This window comes from Rhizobium sp. GW821-FHT14E12, assembly GCF_058803745.1.
Window position 1 is genome coordinate 106,096 of the sequence record NZ_JBXAPH010000010.1, and the last position, 16,770, is coordinate 122,865.

The following is a 16,770-nucleotide window of genomic DNA, read 5'->3' on the forward strand; positions in this document are numbered from 1 at the left end:
CAGCTGCCGTATGTATATATCGATGCGCTTATATAGGCTGTCGTTGCTGGCCTGAATTGAGGATATTCAATTTCAAATTGAACGGGCCGGCTTCCTTTCCCATCAACCCATTAGGAGGCAGCCATGAATATTTCCGCGCAACAATCGAGATCGAAAATCGATCCCGCGCTCCCCGTGAAGGCTGGGGAAAATCCGGCGCAATATTGCGCGCCGCTGAGAATCATCGGCGGCGACGGCGGCGACCCCTTCGACCACAATCTGGTCATGAAGGGTGGTTCGCTGAAGAAAATCGATGCATGGGTCGACGGCTCTGTCGTACGCCAGATCTATCTGCTGTTTTCCGACGGCACGAGCTTTACTCAGGGGACGGCATCCGACGATCCGGATCAGTCCTATAGCTTCGCGGAGGGGGAGACGATCAGCGCGCTAAGCCTGTGGGGCAACGGCCGGGGAACGCGCCTTGGCCGTATTCGCTTCACCACGAGCAGCGGCGGAAGATTTGATTCCGGCGGTTCGACCTCGACGGAATATCGCGTCGATGTCGGTAGCGGCATCTGCGTCGGCGCGCTCGGTCGCAGCGGTTCGGATCTCGACAATCTGGGCTTCTATTTTCTGAAGCCGTTCACGTCGATGGCGTTGAAAGACGTCAAGTATTCCGATCTGAGCGGCCAGCCCTGCAATCCCGACCGGCTCGCCAGGGAAACCTACTCGAACAACGGAAACGGCGACAAGCAGTATACGTTTTCGGGTTCGGTCTCGGTGACCGACAGCAGCACCTGGACGACGGGACAGACATTCTCGTTCGGAGGAAGTATCGGGCTCACCGCCGGCGTGCCGACCATTGGCGAGGTGGAGACGACCTTCACATGGGAGGTGGGCTTAAGTTCGGAGCAATCCTTCAGCGAATCCTCGACGCATGAGCTGAGCTGGAGCTACTCGGGCACATTGATGCCTGGCACGACGGTCACTCTGCTCGCCGTGACCTATACGGGGAAGGCAGATGTCGGCTTTACCGGGACAATGCACATCGTCTTTACCGATGGCGATAAGCTCGAATACCCCATCAGCGGAACCTATGAAGGGGTGAGCTACACCACCATCGAGATCCAGGATGATTCGGCCGGCCCTGACAACGGATCCTCCGTCAAGCGGCTGGTCCCAGCGCGTTCCTCAAGGCTGTAATGGCATTGAGGAGACCGGCAAGTCCGATCTTATTGGTCACGAAACAGGGCGCAATTCGATGCGCCCTGTTTTGGTTGAATGCCCGGTGGGTTCATCCACCTATCCCGGGGTTTTCGTACCAGGCGATGTCGATATATAGCGGCGGGCGATCATCCAGCATCCGAGCGCCCAGGTGGCGCCGGCGCACCAGCCGCCGAGGACATCGGTCGGGAAATGCACGCCGAGAAAGACCCGGCTTGTGCCGATCAGAAGCGTCAGAAGAATGGCGACCACGATCATGAAGATCCGGGTCGACCTGTAGGCCTGCGTGCGGGAAAGAAGCGCGCCAAGCGTCAGATAGGTCACGGCTGAGACCATCGCATGGCCGCTCGGAAAACTCAGGTCATGAACCTCGACCAGATGCGGAACGATGTCCGGCCTTGGCCTTGCGACGCCCAGCTTCAGGGTGGTGCTCAGCAGCCATCCGCCCAGCACCGAGGCGAGGATGAAGATGGCGATCGAGCGGCGGCGATCGAGAAGCAGGTAGATGGTCACCATAGTCGTCAACAGCGTGAGGACCGTCGTGCCGCCTAGGCTGGTGATATCGCTGAAGGCATGGGTGAGCCACGCAGGCCCCACCGGACGAGAGAGATCGTCGGGCTGGCGAAGCGCCAGCAATATGCTTTCGTCAAATCGCCTCGTCGAACCTTCAAGGACTTCGCCGGTCAATTGCACAAATAGAAAGAGTCCGCCGGAGAAAGCCGCGAACATGACGAGCACCAGGGGTTCGAAGCGGTTCAGCCACCCAAGTATCCCCGGCTTGCGGGGCTGCTGATCGCTCATGCGCGGCCGCCCATCTGAATCGTTGTCATTTCGTCTCCTTTGGATTCCGGTCGAGGTGTACCACCGGCCAAATCCATGCGGCAACGGGAAAAGCGCTGCTCGCGAAACGGTGTGTTTTCGGAAATGACCGGCGGTGTCGGCTCAGAAATTCCAATCCTCGTCCTCGGTCGCTACCGCCTTACCGATGACATAGGACGATCCCGAGCCTGAGAAGAAGTCATGGTTCTCATCGGCATTCGGCGAAAGTGCCGACAGGATAGCCGGATTGACCTTGCAAGCGTCCGGTGGGAACAACGCCTCGTAACCGAGATTCATCAGCGCCTTGTTGGCATTGTAGTGCAGGAATTTCTTGACGTCTTCCGTCAGGCCGACACCGTCATAGAGCGCTTCGGTGTATTTTGCCTCGTTGTCATAGAGCTCGAGCAACAGGTCGAAAGCAAAGTCCTTGATCTCCTGCCGGCGTGCTTCCGGAAGCTGGTCCAGGCCCTTCTGGAACTTGTAGCCGATGTAGTAGCCGTGCACGGCCTCGTCGCGAATGATGAGGCGGATCATGTCGGCGGTATTCGTCAGCTTCGCCCGGCTTGACCAGAACATCGGCAGATAGAAGCCGGAATAGAAAAGAAAGCTTTCGAGAAAGACGCTGGCGACTTTCTTCTTCAGCGGGTCGCCGGAGGCATATTGCTCCATGATCAGCGCCGATTTGCGCTGCAGGAACTCATTCTCCTCCGACCAGCGATAGGCGTCGTCGACATCCGGCGTCAGGCACAGCGTCGAGAAGATCGATGAGTAGGACCGTGCATGCACCGCCTCCATGAACGAGATGTTCGACAGCACCGCTTCTTCATGGGACGTCTCCGCATCCGCCATCAGCGTCACCGAACCGACACCGTTCTGGATCGTGTCGAGCAGCGTCAGGCCGGTGAAGACGCGGATGGTGAGCTGCTGCTCCTCGGGTTTCAGTGTCGCCCAGGAAGGGATGTCGTTCGAGAGCGGCACCTTTTCCGGCAGCCAGAAGTTCCCCGTCAGCCGGTTCCAGACCTCCAGGTCCTTGTCGTCTTCGATACGGTTCCAGTTGATGGCGCGCACCGCTTTGGAACGCTTCGGCGTGTTGGTTTTCACTTGGATATTCATCTTGTTCCCCAGGGTATCAGAGCGCGCAGGACACGCAGCCCTGCACTTCCGTGCCGGACAGCGCCATCTGGCGAAGGCGGATGTAGTAGATGGTCTTGATGCCCTTCTTCCAGGCGTAGATCTGCGCCTTGTTGATGTCGCGGGTCGTCGCGGTATCGCGGAAGAACAAAGTCAACGACAGTCCCTGATCGACGTGCTGGGTGGCCGCCGCATAGGTATCGATGATCTTCTCAGGCCCGATTTCGTAGGCGTCCTGATAGTAGTCGAGATTGTCGTTTGTCATGAAGGCCGCCGGATAATAGACGCGGCCGATCATGCCCTCCTTGCGGATTTCGATCTTTGAGACGATCGGATGGATAGAGGAGGTCGAGTGGTTGATGTAGGAGATGGATCCCGTCGGCGGCACAGCCTGCAAGTTCTGGTTATAGAGGCCCGATGTCATCACGGCCTGCTTCAGCTCCAGCCAGTCTTCCTGCGTCGGAATGTCGATGCCTGCGGTTTCGAACAGTGTTCCAACCCGCTCCGTTGCAGGCTTCCATTCCTGTTCGATGTATTTATCGAAATAGTCGCCAGAGGCGTATTTCGAATTCTCGAACCCCTTGAAGCTGCGCTCCCGCTCCACTGCCAGGCGATTGGAGGCGCGGATGGCGTGATAGGTCACGGTATAGAAATAGATATTGGTGAAATCGACGCCTTCCTCGGAACCGTAGAAAATCCGCTCGCGAGCGAGATAGCCATGCAGGTTCATCTGGCCGAGACCGATCGCATGGCTCTCATCATTGCCCTTTTCGATCGAGGGCACCGACGAGATGTGGCTCATGTCGGAGACCGCCGTCAGCGACCGTATTGCCGTCTCGATTGTCTTGCCAAAGTCGTCCGAATCCATGGCCGCGGCGATATTCAGGGAGCCGAGATTGCAGGAAATATCCTTGCCCATATGCTCATAGGAAAGATCGTCCCTGTAGGTGCTTGCCTCGCTCACCTGAAGGATTTCGGAGCACAGGTTGCTCATGGTGATGCGCCCGGCGATCGGATTGGCGCGGTTCACCGTGTCCTCGAACATGATGTAGGGATAGCCGCTCTCGAACTGGATTTCGGCAATCACCTGGAAGAAATCGCGCGCCTTGATCTTCTTCTTGCGGATACGGTTGTCGGCCACCATCTCGCGGTATTTCTCCGTCACGGAAATTTCCGTGAAGGGCACGCCATAGACGCGCTCGACGTCGTAGGGCGAGAACAGGTACATGTCCTCGTTGTTCTTCGCGAGTTCGAAGGTGATATCAGGGACGACAACGCCGAGCGACAGCGTCTTGATCCTGATCTTCTCGTCGGCATTCTCGCGCTTGGTGTCCAGGAACCGCATGATGTCGGGGTGATGCGCGTTCAGATAGACCGCGCCCGCCCCTTGCCGGGCACCGAGCTGGTTGGCGTAGGAGAAGCTGTCTTCCAGCAACTTCATCACCGGAATGATGCCGGATGACTGGTTTTCGATATGCTTGATCGGCGCGCCGGCCTCGCGGATGTTGGTGAGCGAGAGCGCGACGCCGCCGCCGCGCTTGGAGAGCTGAAGCGCCGAGTTGATCGAGCGTCCGATGGACTCCATATTGTCCTCGACACGCATCAGGAAGCAGGAGACCAGTTCGCCGCGCTGCTTCTTGCCGGCATTGAGGAAGGTCGGGGTCGCCGGCTGGAAGCGGCCAGCAATGATTTCGTCGACCATGTCCTTGGCAACCGATTCATTGCCCTGCGCCAGGGTCAGCGCCACCATGCAGATGCGGTCTTCGTAGCGCTCGAGGTAACGTTTTCCGTCAAAGGTCTTCAGCGTGTAGCTGGTGTAATATTTGAACGCCCCGAGAAATGTCGGGAACCTGAACTTCTTCGCATAGGCGTGATCGAAGAGATCGCGCACGAAGTTGAAGGAATACTGGTCGAGAACCTCGCGCTCGTAATAGCCCTCGGTCACCAGATAATCGAGCTTCTCTCTGAGGTTATGAAAGAAGACGGTGTTCTGGTTGACGTGCTGGAGAAAATACTGCTTCGCCGCCAGCCGGTCCTTGTCGAGCTGGATTTTGCCGCCCTCGTCGTAAAGGTTCAGCATGGCGTTCAGCGCATGATAGTCGAGCTGCGTTTCGGTGGCCTTCACCGGGCGTTCGTGTGTGAGCGTGTCCAAAATCGTTCCAATCCATCTCTGACATTGGCGACGTCCTCTTCCGTGCCGATCAGCTCGAACCTGTAAAGATACGGCACCTGGCATTTGGCGGAGATGATGTCGCCGGCGATCCCGAAGGTCGCTCCGAAGTTGCTGTTGCCCGCGGCGATCACGCCTCGGATGTTCGATCGGTTCTCCGTTTCGTTCAGGAAACGGATCACCTGTTTTGGAACCGCGCCCTTGCCGCTGTCGCCGCTATAGGTCGGCACCACGAGGACGAAGGGCTGGTGGACACGGAAAAGCTCATCCGGACGGGCCGGTATTCGCACGGCGTCCAGGCCGAGCTTGCCGATGAAGCGATGGGTGTTCTCGGACCGGCTGGAGAAATAGACGATCTGCCCCATCGACGGCTGTTCCATCAGGCAAGCGCGCTGATCATGTCGGGCCGGAAGCCCGCCCAGTGCTGCTCGCCCGCGACGACCACCGGGACCTGGCGGTAGCCGAGGCCCTGCACCAGTTCGAAGGCGGCATCATCGATGGAAACATCGATGATCTGATAGTTGATGCCGTGACGGTCGAGTGCCCTTGTGGTTGCGGTGCATTGGACGCAGGCGGGCTTGCTGTAGACGGTGATGCTCATGATTGTCCTCGTATCTTTGAAAGGCGCACGATATCGTTCGGACATCCGCCGATGCCCGTTCGAAGAAAATGAAGATGGGTCAGCACACGCCCGGATTCGGACGTGGACGCGCGGCTACTCGCGCAGGGACTGGCTTGATAAATTCGACATGGACTTCACCCCGAAGTTGACTGATCGCAGGAGTTCGGGGAGGCGTGTACGAGCGGCGTCATTCCGCAGTACATCGCGACCTTCCGGACACCCCGCCCGTGGACGTTTTGTTTGAGGCAGGTCTCCTGGCTCGCGGGTCGTTGCATCGATCCTCGCCTTCCCGAAACATCATGCTTCAGTGGCTTTCGCTGGATAGATGCTCGCCGCTTACAGTTGCGGGGGCAGCTCCGGAATTGCGGCGCCCATAATGGACAGTCGCGCACCGTATTCCCGTCTTAGCCTCCAATCCTTGCGAATCGGAAGAACCTCGAACACTAGATATAGTAGACGAGGTTGGAATTTCGTCAATCGATATGATGACATGCCGTCGCGTTTCGTGGGGATAGAGCAACGCCGCCCTTGGGGAGGCGTTGCTTTCCTTCGTTCCGTTGCCTCTTCCGGTGAGCCAAATTCCCGTGCTTGCCTTCACTGGTCACAACCCTAGTTTTCATATCTGGGGAAATACAGCATTATGGGGCGGTATTTTCGGGGACGATCGCGTTGGGACTGTATGAACGGTTTGTTCGGATAGCGTTCATGTTGAGTGCAATATCACCCATCCATGCCATCGATATCAAAGTGAGGAGCGAAGGATGTTTAGACGTTTTGCACGAGTTTCTTTCATCGCGTTGGCCGGCTTGGCCGCAACGCAATTGATGCCGTCTGTCGCCATGGCGCAGTATTACGGCGACGATGACGGATACAGGCAGCCGCCAAGATGGGACCGCCGGCAGGATCAGGACTGGGATGGTCCGCGCAGGGATCGTGACCGTGGTGACCGTGGTGGTTGCAGCCGGCGCGACCTTATGGATGCCGCCCGCCAGGAAGGTTTCCGACGCATTGATTCGGTCGAAAACAATGGGCGACGCATTGTCGTTCGCGGCTGGAACGACGGTGGCCCCGACCGCATGGTCTTTGCCAATCGACGCGGCTGCCCGGCCCTCAATTGAGGCGCAGGCATTATCCGCCGCGACCAATGTAGCCGGCGGGCCGAAGCATGGCGCCAAGGCATGATTTCGATCGTGCCTTGGACAGGCATTCCAGCTATCCGAGCGCGTCGGCCATCCTGATGAGGTCGGCGACGGATCCCGCTTGCATCTTGCGCATCGCCTGGCCGCGATGAACCTTCACCGTGATTTCGCTCAGGCCGAGTTCGGCGGCGATCTGCTTGTTGAGGCGTCCGCGGGCGACGAGCGCCATCACCTCACGCTCCCGCACCGTCAGCGTCGCAAACCGCTCCCGCAGATCGGTTGTCGCAGCGTCCTGGCGAAGCCGGGCGCGATCTTTTTCCAAAGCTTGCCGAAGGGCGTCGAGAAGATCCTGTTCCCGAAAGGGCTTGAGCAGAAACTCCGTAGCCCCGGCCTTCATCGCCCTCACGGACATAGGCACGTCGCCGTGGCCGGTCAGGAATATGATGGGCAAGGGATTGCCGGTCCTTGCCAACTCGTCCTGGAAATCAAGGCCGCTTGCATCCGGCATCCTGACGTCAAGGACAAGGCAGGACGGACCATCGGATCGCTGGTGGCCGAGGAAATCCCGTGGCGATGGGAAGCTGCTGACGTCATAGCCGACCGAGCGCAGGAGGCTGTCCAGTCCGTTCCGGACGGATGGATCGTCGTCGATGACGTAGATGGTCGGTTTCTGCTCCGGCATGGTCATCCTCTCACTCCAGTATCCCACGGCAGGATGAAGCCGAACACCGCGCCATGCGGGAAGTTGGGCGCCGTATAGACCGTGCCGCCATGCGCCTCGACGATCGACCGGCTGATCGCCAACCCCATCCCCATTCCTGTCGTCTTGGTCGTGAAGAAGGCTTCGAACATCTTGTCGGAAGTGGCTGGCGGCACGCCCATGCCGGTGTCGCGCACGCTGACCGTTATCTTCTTGTCGTCAGCTGCGGCGCTGACCAGCAGTTCGCGTTTCTCCGCATCGACGCCCGCCATCGCTTCGATGGCATTGATGACGAAGTTTAGGATCACCTGCTGCAGCTGGACTCGATCGCCCGTTACGGATGGTAGATCGTTGGCAAGTTCGGTGCGCAGCAGGATATGGTTTTCGCGAATCTCGCCACGGACGAGCGCCAACGCCTCGGTGATCGTCTCGGCCATGTCGATGCTGTCGCGCGATGGCGCTGTTCGCGCAACCAGGCTGCGGACGCGGCCGATCACCTCGCCGGCGCGGCCCGCATCCTTGACTATCCTGTCGAGCGCGCGCCGTGCTTCCTCCTGGTTGGAGGGTGCCGCCGACAGCCAGCGTAGCGCGGCGTTGCCATTGGCCACGATCGCGGTGATCGGCTGGCTCACCTCATGGGCGATGGAGGTGCTGAGTTCGCCCATCGTCATGATACGCGACATCCGCGCGAGTTCGGATTGCGCCTGCCTTGCCCTTGCCTCGGTCGCCTCGATCCGGATCGCCAGATAGGTGGTCGCGGCGATCGCAAGCAGGCTTATGGCCCCGTTCACCATGCCGGATTGGGAATTTCCATGCCGTGTCAGACAATAGCTGACTATGGTGAGGACAGCACAGGCGATCCCCACGACCATGACGGCCCCGGGCCGGCCGGAGCGCACGGAGATGAGGATCACCGAGACATAGAGCACCGCAAAGGCGATCTCCAGATTGGTTACCGTGTCGGCAACGAAGATCAGGGCGGCGAGCAGCGTAATGCCCAGCCACATCAAGGGCGCCTCGACCAGATATCGCAGGACCTCGCGCCTCATATCGCCTTACCCTTCCCACCCGAATCCGCCGCTGCACATGCGACGGCAGGGTGCACGATCGGAAAGCCATGAGCAATGCCGACCATTGCGGTGGGCCAATGGTCGGCCATGATCAGGCGTGGTTCTCAGCTCGGGTTTTCAAGCGTGAACAGGTCTGCATTCTCGTCATAGGCGAAATATTCGGCATAACGAGCCCAGTTCGTCACGGCTTTCAGCGTGGTATCGGCATAATCCTCCGACATGTAATCCTCGAGCTCGTCGCGAAAACGCCGGGCCGGCGCGCGATGGGTCGGCCGCTCGTCGAGGACGCGGCGGATATGGGCGGCGAGCGGCACATAGGTGGCGAGATGCTGTTCGAACAGGCGCTTGCGTTCGTCGACGTCGCTGTCGAAGAAGCGCAGGCCCGGGGCCGTCAGCCGGATATCGCCGCCTTCCAGATCGGCAAAGCGCAGCAGTTGCAGTGTTTCCGCGACCGGGAAGAGATCGTCGATGCCGAGATGGAGATGGGCTGCAAGCGGCGGCAGGTCGGCCTGTCCCCGGTAGGGTTCGGCCGCGACCGTCTCGATCAGGCCGGACATCAGGTTGGTCGATACCCGCGGCAGGGCCATGGCGATGCCGGTGCCCGGGAACAGCCCGTCGCGCGCCGTGGTGCCGGTCTTCGCGGTCATCCGTGCATAGATGTCCTCGACCAGCATCCGGAAGGTGGGGTCGAGACGGTTGCGCGGCTGCGGCAGGTCGACGCGAATTTCGGCGATGACGCGGCCGGGGTTTGATCCGAAGATCAGGATGCGGTCGCACATCAGTACGGCCTCTTCGATATTATGCGTCACCATCAAAATGGATTCGATCGGCATCCGGCCTTCGCACCACAGATCGAGCAGATCGGTGCGCAGTGTCTCCGCCGTCAGCACGTCGAGCGCCGAAAAGGGCTCGTCCATCAAAAGGACTTTCGGGCGCACGACAAGGGCGCGGGCAAGGCCGACGCGCTGGCGCATGCCGCCCGACAGTTCCTTCGGATAGGCGCTTTCGAAACCGTCGAGGCCGATGAGGTCGATAGCGGCAAGCGCCCGCTTGCGCCGTTCGGCCGGTGCGACGCCCTGGGCTTCGAGGCCGAGTTCGACATTCTGCAGGACCGAAAGCCAGGGGAAGAGCGCGAAGCTCTGAAAGACGACGGAGACGCCCGAGTTAGGACCGGTCACCGGCTTGCCTTCGAAGGTGACCTCGCCCTTGCTCGGCCGGATCAGGCCGGCGATCGCCCGCAGCAGCGTCGACTTGCCGGAGCCGGAGCGCCCAAGCAGTCCGACGATCTCGGCGGATCGAAGCTCCAGATCGACATTGTCCAGCACGACCAGCGAGCCGGAGGCGCCCTTGTCATAGATCTGGCAGACCTGCTTGGCCGATACCAGCACGGTGCCTTCGGCAATTCCTGCCTTCTTCGTGAGTACGGTGTTTTCCATGATTGTTACTCCGACTGGAATGGTTAGTTGAGACGCAGGCGGCGTTCGGCGAAGACGTAGAGCGGTCGCCACAGGGTTCTGTTCAAAAGCGTGACGAAGAGCGACATGACCGCGATACCAAGGATGACGCGCGGGTAGTCGCCGGCCTCCGTGGCCTTGGCGATGTAGGAGCCGAGGCCGAAGGCTTCGAGCTTGGTGTGGCCCCAGCTCACCACCTCGGCGACGATGCTGGCGTTCCACGAGCCGCCCGACGCCGTCAGCGCGCCGGTGACGTAGTAGGGAAAGATCCCCGGCAGAATGGCGCGCCGCCACCAGGTCCATGACCGAAGCTGGTAGACGGAGCAGGCTTCCTTCAGATCTGTCGGAAAGGCGCTGGCGCCGGCGATGACGTTAAAGAGGATGTACCATTGCGTGCCGAGTACCATCAGCGGTGAAAGCCAGATGTTCGGGCTCGCACCGGTCGCGACGATCGCAATGACTGCGAAAGGAAACAGCACGTTGGCGGGAAAGGCCGCGAGGAACTGCGCCACCGGCTGAACACGCTCGGCAACGGCTGGCCTCAGCCCGATCCACACGCCGATCGGCACCCAGATCACGGACGCCACCGCGATCAGCACGAGCACGCGCAGCAGCGTGACGAGACCGCCGCTAAAGGCTTCCCACGCGTCGCTCCATGTGAGCGTCTGGCTGACGAAGGCAAAGGCGGTCCAGATACCCCAGATGCCGACAATAGCAATCAGGGCGAACCAGGCATAGTCGAGCATGCGTGTGGCCATGGCATTGTCTCGCCTGACGACCGGTGCCTTGCGGGCCATGGCCGGCAGTCGGACGAGCATCAGTCTGCCCCATGCCCAGGCAAGCGGTCCCATCAGGTATTTCAGCAGACGCGTGCGCTGGATCAGCGAATAGACCCACGAGCGGGGCTTTTCCTGCCCGGCGGTCTGCTCGAACCGGAACTTGTCGGCCCAGGCGACGATCGGCCGGAAGAGAAGCTGGTCGTAGAGCACGATGACGGCGCCCATGGCGAGGACCGCCCAGCTCACGGCCGCAAAATCCTGCTTGTCGATGGCAACCGCGAGCCAGGAGCCGAGGCCCGGCAACTGCACAGTAGTATTGCCCACGGTAATCGCTTCGGAGGCAACGACGAAGAACCAGCCGCCGGACATCGACATCATCGTGTTCCAGATGAGGCCAGGCGCCGAAAAAGGTGCTTCGAGCCGCCAGAACCGCTGCCAGGCGGAGAGACCGAAACCACGGCTAACCTCATCGAGATCGCGCGGCACCGTTCGCAACGACTGATAGAAGGAAAAGGCCATGTTCCAGGCCTGGCTGGTGAAGATCGCGAAGACAGACGCGCATTCGGCGCCAAGCTGGCTTCCTGGGAAAATCCCCATAAAGAAGGTGACGGTGAAGGTGAGAAAGCCGAGCACCGGCACGGATTGCAGGATATCGAGGGCCGGGATGATGATCATCTCCGCCCGCCGGCTTTTGGCGGCCAGCGTCGCGAAAACGAAGGTGAAGATCAGCGAAGCCCCGATGGCCGCGAACATCCGCAGCGTCGTGCGCAGGGCATATTCCGGCAGCCGCGCAGGGTCGAGCGAGATAGGGGCGCTTGCCAGGCCTTCTAGCGGCGCCCGCATTTCGGCTGCTCCGTGCACAGCGAGCACGGCCAACGCCGCGACGAAGGCGAAGGCGACGAGATCGTAGCCGTTCGGCAGGATGCGGGTCCGTGCCAGTTCGGCAACGGCGCTGTGCCCCCGACGATCATTGGAAAGAAAGACCATGTGATAACCTCATGGAAGAATGAGAGAGTGTCGGCGATATGCCCGCGCGACGTGATAAAGGCTGCAATCGCCGGTGCGATGTTCGTCAAAGGGAAGATGGACGACCCTCAAGCCGCCCGATGGTTGTCCATGCGACGACTACCGTCCTCCTCGACAGGCGCCTGGGCCTGCGTGGTCCAACGGCATTCCAGCTTTCCGCTCAGCGGATTGGTATGCCAGACGGCAACAAGGACCGGGCGCGGCAGTCGGGAATTGGCGGGCAGTGCCCGAGTAACTGGAAATCTGGATACGGACGTGCGTCCGCGAAAAAGAACGATGTTGTTCATGGTTCACCTCCTCGGTCCGCCGACGGCGGTCCGGGCGACGAACCGGACAGGCTAGGCCCGACCGGCGCTCGCCCGGGCGGTTGCGCCGGGAGCGGTCCAGGTTGTTGCGATGACCATCCGGCGGCGGCCGGATGCCGCAACCGGACAGCGACTAGGGTAGCTGTCCATTGGCTTCTTGATCTGTTGTTTCGGTAACCCCGCGCACTGCGTCGTGGGGCATGGCCGTCATGTCATGGAGGGGGATGGGCGGTCAATCAGGCGTTGGTGCACCGCGATTATACCTTGGTATAGGTGGGGAGGTTTGTCCCCGTTGATCAGGCCAATCGGGGGCGGCAAGCGCCGCCGCCGTGATCGGGCGGCTAGCCGGAGATCAATAGCTGCCGGGCAGTTGATGTCAGCCTTTTGCCGCCTTCAGGTGTCACCACGACTGTTTCGCTGAAGCCCAGGCTACAGGCGCTTGCATAGACATGGAAGACCATTCCGTCCTCCAGCGCCCAATTCTCGGTCGGCAGGAAGACGCGGGAAAAGTCGCTCGTGCGCGGCGTGCGCGTATAGAGGCCAAGCGTATAGGCCGTAACGTTGTTGTAGGTAGGCCGCCATCCCTCCGTGACCAGTCCGTTACGGACGATAGTGTCCATATCCCGTGCCATCACCCCTGGCTTCATGGCCGCAATCTGCTCATCCTGCAGCGTGACGATGCGGGACGCCGCATCGCGAAGCCGGGACGCGGGCTTGCCGACAATGATCGGCCGCATCAGACGCGCGCCGTAGCCGCCGATGCGCGGGATCAGCTCGACATGCAATATGTCTCCCTCGCTCAACACATCATTCTTGAGTGCACCATGCAGAAACTCGTGGCTGCCGCTCGCCTTGACGATCGGTCCGGTCTCGCCCGTATCGGCGCCCTCCCGCAGGAAGGTTGCCGCTGCAACCGCTGCCGCATCGCGGGTCGACATGCCCGGGCGGATTGTCTCGGCGATGGCCCGCATCGCCTTGTCGGCAATGGCAGACGCATCCGCCAGAACCGCGATTTCGCGCGATGATTTGATCCAGCGCAGGCTGTCGCTGATACCGGGAAGGGCGATGAATTCCGCCCGCGGCAGGCATGCCTTGAGCCGGGCGGCCGTATGGGCGCTAAAGCTATAGGCATTGATATCGGCGCCGATGCGGGCGTCAGCGAAACCATAGGCGCAGATGCTGTCCGCGACGGCCTGATGAGGATCATCGGTATCGGCAAAGCCGATGACATCGGCGATCCAGGTTTTCTCCCGGCAGGGCGCCTCGTCGAGTTCGCGAAGTACGAACCACGGCTGGCCGTGGCGCGGAAGCAGGGCGGCACGATACATGGTTTCGGAGACGGTATAGCCCGTCAGCCATGCCAGCAGCTCACCGCTGTCGATCAGAAGGAGATCGACAGCGGCGGCGTCCATTGCTGCATGCGCTTTGGCGATCCGCCAGTCATATTCGTCACGAGGAAACATGCGGCCTCAGGCGATCTCGCAAATGTCGAGAATGGTGAGGATGTAGACACGGATCATGTCGAGGTAATCGACGATATCGACACGCTCGTCCGGCATGGTGTTGTAGCGCCCGCCCGGACCGCAGACGATGCCTTCCATGCCGAGCTCATGATAGAGATGGCCGGCATCCGTTCCGTAAAAGCGGGTCGGCGTAATGGCGCCGGTTGGCTGCTTCTCGCCGCGCACGGCCTCGTATGCGGCATTGATCGATGTGACGATGCGTGAGGTCGGCGATACCTCGAAAGGCGGCATCAGCGGGCGGCCCTCGATCATCTCGGGAACCAGCTTGGCCTTCAGCCCCGGAAAACGCTTCTCAAGTTCGACGAGTTCGCCGGCGAGATCGGCGAGGACGCCTTCCTGCGTCTGGCCGGGTGCGTAACGGGCCGAGCCCCGGATGCGGACGAAGTCGGAGACCTGCGGCGGCCGCCATTCCTCGAGATCGCGCCCGAGAGCGCCATGAACGACGCCGACATGACCGCGATTGATCGAGCGATGCACTTCGCTTTTCGCGTCGCTGAAGGTCATGGCATTGATGCGCGGAATGATATCACAGGCGGCGGCGATGGCATCGACGGATTGCTCGCGCTTGGAGAGGTGACGGGTGTCGCCGGTAAGCTCGATGACGAAGCTCAGCGCTGCCGCGTGCATGGTCACGGCTGCAAGATCACTCGGCTCGCTATTGATGAAATAGTCGGCCTTGACGCCGCTACGGATCGCGGCGAGCGTACCAACGCCGCCCTGCAATTCGCCCACCACATAGGTCAGGATGATGTCGCCCTTGAGCTTCACGCCGGCATCGAGCAGCGTCTTGACGGCGCAGAAATAGGCGGCATCACCCGCCTTCATGTTGGAAACGCCGATACCGTAGATGAACTTGTCATCGACCAGGCCGCCCCAGGGATCGACTGTCCAACCTTCGGTCACCGGATTGGTGTCGAGATGGCCGTTGAACAGCAGGCTCTTGCCGCCGCCCGATCCCTTCAGGCGCCCGATGGCATTGAAGCGCTGACCGTCCTCGAAAGGCTGCAGCTCGGACTGGAGGCCGATCGCCGCCATCTCGCGAGCCATGATGCGGGCAAGTTCGCGCTCGCCATCGGTCTGGGAATGGCTCTTCTGGCGTACCATGTTCGACAGGAAGTCGAGGCAGCTCTTCTCGTCGATCGTGCCGACGAGCGATTTCGGGTCCATTGTATGCTCCTTGATCTGCAATTCTACAGGGATGTGCCCGCGAGTGCCGGAACCGCCGCGATGAGCTGGCGGGTATAGTCGGCGCGGTCAGGGCTGGCGATTTCGTCTGATGGTACGACCTCGACAAGGTCGCCGCGGTACATCACGGCGATGCGATGCGCGATCTGGCGGACGAGATTGAGGTCGTGGGTGATGAAGAGAAAGGCGGTGCCATGCTTGCGATGCAGTTCCAGCAGCAGCTGCACGATCGAGGCCTGCACGGAAACATCCAGCGCCGAGGTGATCTCGTCGCAGATGACGAGCTTCGGTTTCGAGGCGAAGGCGCGGGCGATGGCGACGCGCTGCTTTTCCCCACCCGAGAGCTGATGCGGATAGCGGTCGGCATGGGTGCGCGGCAGGCGAACTTGTTCCAGCAGGTCGCCGATCTGCTGCGACAGGGACGCGTCTTCGCCCGCGCCATAGAGTTTCAATGGTCGCGTCAGGATTTCATGGATCTTCTGCCGGGGATTGAGCGAGGCGTCGGGGTGCTGGAAGATCAGCTGGACATCCTTGCGATAGCTCCGGTCCATATCGGCAAGTCCGGCGATCGTCCGCCCTGTGAAGGTCATCCTTCCCTCGAAGGGGTTGAGCCCTGTCATCGCCTTGGCCAGCGTCGACTTGCCCGAGCCGGATTCTCCGACGATGCCGAGGATTTCGCCTGGTTGCACAGTGAGACTGATGGCGCGATTGCCGGTGAAACGCTTGAAGGCGCGGCCCGTCAGCGCCGAGAGAAACGGTTTGCGGCCGTAATGCACGCTGACATTCTCGACCTCCATCAGCGGCTTGGCCTGATAGGAGGGGCGCGTCTCGACCAGCCGGTTGGCGGGCCGGGGCACGGCGGCAAGCAGCTCTCTTGTGTAATCCTGGCGCGGTGCCCTGAAGATATCATCGATGGCGCCCTGTTCGATGATCTCGCCGCGCCGCATCACCGCCACGCGCTTTGCCGTGCGGGACAGCAGCGCCAGATCGTGCGAGATATAGAGCGAGGCGACGCCGGTCTCCGCTTGAAGATCGAGAAACAGATCGAGGATCTGCCGTGAGGTGATTACATCAAGTGCCGTCGTCGGCTCGTCGAAAATGATACATTGCGGATTGCAGGCAAAGGCCGTTGCGATGACGACGCGCTGCTTCTCGCCGCCCGATGCTTCATGCGGCATGCGTTGCATCATCTGGGTCGGGTTCTTCAAGCCGACGCGGGCAAGCATCGCCTCGCCTTCGCTCCATGCCTGTCTCTTCGTAAGTCCGCGATGACGCCTTAGCGCCTCCGTCAGTTGTGTGCCGAGCGAAAGGGTGGGATTGAGCGAGGTGCCGGGATCCTGGAACACCATGCTGATCTGCTTGCCGCGCATGCGGCCGACTTCGGCCGGCGATTTCGCCGCGAGATCCTCGCCCCGCAGCCGGATGGCACCACCGGCTTCGCGGGCATTGTCCGGTAGATAGCGCATGATCGACCAGGCAAGCGACGTCTTGCCGGAACCGGATTCGCCGACGAGGCCGAGAATCTCCCCGGCGGCGATCTCCAGGTCGATATTTTTCAATGCGTGGAAGACGCCGTTCACCGTGAGATAATCGAGCGAATAGTTGCGGATCTGGAGAACACTGTTCTGTGCGGGTTCGCTCATC

The 16,770-nt window shown here is 60.8% G+C and carries 15 protein-coding genes and 1 riboswitch; of the genes, 2 read left to right on the plus strand and 13 right to left on the minus strand.

The genetic code is table 11. From position 1 onward, the window contains the following. Positions 1-123: 123 nt before the first annotated feature. Complete coding sequence (locus tag AC1RO0_RS27225; RefSeq protein WP_498595677.1) at positions 124-1,182, plus strand: jacalin-like lectin; 1,059 nt, start codon at positions 124-126, stop codon at positions 1,180-1,182. Between the two features lie 99 nt (positions 1,183-1,281). Here AC1RO0_RS27225 and AC1RO0_RS27230 read toward each other — a convergent pair whose 3' ends face one another. The 5 genes from AC1RO0_RS27230 to nrdH form a co-directional block, all read right to left on the minus strand. Further along, positions 1,282-2,004 (minus strand): phosphatase PAP2 family protein, encoded by a 723-nt coding sequence (locus AC1RO0_RS27230; protein ID WP_498595678.1) that lies wholly within the window; start codon positions 2,002-2,004, stop codon positions 1,282-1,284. A 141-nt stretch (positions 2,005-2,145) separates the two neighbouring features. Continuing rightward, positions 2,146-3,135, minus strand: coding sequence for a class 1b ribonucleoside-diphosphate reductase subunit beta (nrdF, locus tag AC1RO0_RS27235; protein WP_498595679.1), 990 nt, complete (start codon positions 3,133-3,135; stop codon positions 2,146-2,148). A gap of 16 nt (positions 3,136-3,151) precedes the next feature. Next, the gene (nrdE, locus tag AC1RO0_RS27240; protein ID WP_498595680.1) at positions 3,152-5,305 is read right to left on the minus strand and encodes a class 1b ribonucleoside-diphosphate reductase subunit alpha; all 2,154 of its coding nucleotides are present in this window, start codon (positions 5,303-5,305) and stop codon (positions 3,152-3,154) included. Then, positions 5,275-5,688 (minus strand): class Ib ribonucleoside-diphosphate reductase assembly flavoprotein NrdI, encoded by a 414-nt coding sequence (nrdI, locus tag AC1RO0_RS27245; protein WP_498595681.1) that lies wholly within the window; start codon positions 5,686-5,688, stop codon positions 5,275-5,277. Before nrdI ends, nrdE begins: the two co-directional genes overlap by 31 nt. Before the next feature lie 14 nt (positions 5,689-5,702). Then, positions 5,703-5,924, minus strand: coding sequence for a glutaredoxin-like protein NrdH (nrdH, locus tag AC1RO0_RS27250; RefSeq protein ID WP_498595682.1), 222 nt, complete (start codon positions 5,922-5,924; stop codon positions 5,703-5,705). Between the two features lie 248 nt (positions 5,925-6,172). Next, a riboswitch (cobalamin riboswitch) is annotated at positions 6,173-6,399 on the minus strand. A gap of 307 nt (positions 6,400-6,706) precedes the next feature. Between nrdH and AC1RO0_RS27255 the strand changes: the two genes are divergently transcribed. Then, positions 6,707-7,063, plus strand: a complete 357-nt coding sequence (locus tag AC1RO0_RS27255; RefSeq protein WP_007700578.1) for a hypothetical protein — start codon at positions 6,707-6,709, stop codon at positions 7,061-7,063. 94 nt (positions 7,064-7,157) lie between these two features. On the opposite strand, the gene AC1RO0_RS27260 is transcribed toward AC1RO0_RS27255, so the two are convergent. From AC1RO0_RS27260 to AC1RO0_RS27295, 8 genes are all read right to left on the minus strand, one after another. Next, positions 7,158-7,766 carry a response regulator transcription factor gene (locus AC1RO0_RS27260; protein ID WP_498595743.1) on the minus strand — a complete coding sequence of 203 codons (609 nt, stop codon included), beginning with the start codon at positions 7,764-7,766 and terminating at the stop codon, positions 7,158-7,160. A 2-nt stretch (positions 7,767-7,768) separates the two neighbouring features. Beyond that, entirely contained in the window at positions 7,769-8,833 is a 1,065-nt protein-coding gene (locus tag AC1RO0_RS27265) for a sensor histidine kinase (RefSeq protein ID WP_498595683.1), read from the minus strand. A 125-nt stretch (positions 8,834-8,958) separates the two neighbouring features. After that, positions 8,959-10,290 carry an ABC transporter ATP-binding protein gene (locus tag AC1RO0_RS27270; RefSeq protein ID WP_498595684.1) on the minus strand — a complete coding sequence of 444 codons (1,332 nt, stop codon included), beginning with the start codon at positions 10,288-10,290 and terminating at the stop codon, positions 8,959-8,961. 23 nt (positions 10,291-10,313) lie between these two features. After that, entirely contained in the window at positions 10,314-12,074 is a 1,761-nt protein-coding gene (locus AC1RO0_RS27275) for an ABC transporter permease (RefSeq protein WP_498595685.1), read from the minus strand. Positions 12,075-12,181: 107 nt separating this feature from the next. Further along, complete coding sequence (locus AC1RO0_RS27280) at positions 12,182-12,400, minus strand: hypothetical protein (protein ID WP_498595686.1); 219 nt, start codon at positions 12,398-12,400, stop codon at positions 12,182-12,184. Between the two features lie 359 nt (positions 12,401-12,759). Further along, complete coding sequence (locus AC1RO0_RS27285) at positions 12,760-13,881, minus strand: M24 family metallopeptidase (protein ID WP_498595687.1); 1,122 nt, start codon at positions 13,879-13,881, stop codon at positions 12,760-12,762. A 6-nt stretch (positions 13,882-13,887) separates the two neighbouring features. After that, complete coding sequence (locus tag AC1RO0_RS27290) at positions 13,888-15,108, minus strand: M20 family metallopeptidase (protein ID WP_498595688.1); 1,221 nt, start codon at positions 15,106-15,108, stop codon at positions 13,888-13,890. A 23-nt stretch (positions 15,109-15,131) separates the two neighbouring features. Beyond that, entirely contained in the window at positions 15,132-16,769 is a 1,638-nt protein-coding gene (locus AC1RO0_RS27295) for a dipeptide ABC transporter ATP-binding protein (RefSeq protein ID WP_498595689.1), read from the minus strand. Position 16,770 lies beyond the last annotated feature (1 nt).

What these genes read in the sequence shown, in the direction of transcription:
- AC1RO0_RS27225 (WP_498595677.1), top strand. Translation starts at nt 124, where the DNA reads ATGAATATTTCCGCGCAACAATCGAGATCGAAAATCGATCCCGCGCTC.
- AC1RO0_RS27230 (WP_498595678.1), bottom strand. Translation starts at nt 2,004, where the DNA reads ATGAGCGATCAGCAGCCCCGCAAGCCGGGGATACTTGGGTGGCTGAAC.
- nrdF (WP_498595679.1), bottom strand. Translation starts at nt 3,135, where the DNA reads ATGAATATCCAAGTGAAAACCAACACGCCGAAGCGTTCCAAAGCGGTG.
- nrdI (WP_498595681.1), bottom strand. Translation starts at nt 5,688, where the DNA reads ATGGGGCAGATCGTCTATTTCTCCAGCCGGTCCGAGAACACCCATCGC.
- nrdH (WP_498595682.1), bottom strand. Translation starts at nt 5,924, where the DNA reads ATGAGCATCACCGTCTACAGCAAGCCCGCCTGCGTCCAATGCACCGCA.
- AC1RO0_RS27255 (WP_007700578.1), top strand. Translation starts at nt 6,707, where the DNA reads ATGTTTAGACGTTTTGCACGAGTTTCTTTCATCGCGTTGGCCGGCTTG.
- AC1RO0_RS27260 (WP_498595743.1), bottom strand. Translation starts at nt 7,766, where the DNA reads ATGCCGGAGCAGAAACCGACCATCTACGTCATCGACGACGATCCATCC.
- AC1RO0_RS27265 (WP_498595683.1), bottom strand. Translation starts at nt 8,833, where the DNA reads ATGAGGCGCGAGGTCCTGCGATATCTGGTCGAGGCGCCCTTGATGTGG.
- AC1RO0_RS27270 (WP_498595684.1), bottom strand. Translation starts at nt 10,290, where the DNA reads ATGGAAAACACCGTACTCACGAAGAAGGCAGGAATTGCCGAAGGCACC.
- AC1RO0_RS27275 (WP_498595685.1), bottom strand. Translation starts at nt 12,074, where the DNA reads ATGGTCTTTCTTTCCAATGATCGTCGGGGGCACAGCGCCGTTGCCGAA.
- AC1RO0_RS27280 (WP_498595686.1), bottom strand. Translation starts at nt 12,400, where the DNA reads ATGAACAACATCGTTCTTTTTCGCGGACGCACGTCCGTATCCAGATTT.
- AC1RO0_RS27285 (WP_498595687.1), bottom strand. Translation starts at nt 13,881, where the DNA reads ATGTTTCCTCGTGACGAATATGACTGGCGGATCGCCAAAGCGCATGCA.
- AC1RO0_RS27290 (WP_498595688.1), bottom strand. Translation starts at nt 15,108, where the DNA reads ATGGACCCGAAATCGCTCGTCGGCACGATCGACGAGAAGAGCTGCCTC.
- AC1RO0_RS27295 (WP_498595689.1), bottom strand. Translation starts at nt 16,769, where the DNA reads ATGAGCGAACCCGCACAGAACAGTGTTCTCCAGATCCGCAACTATTCG.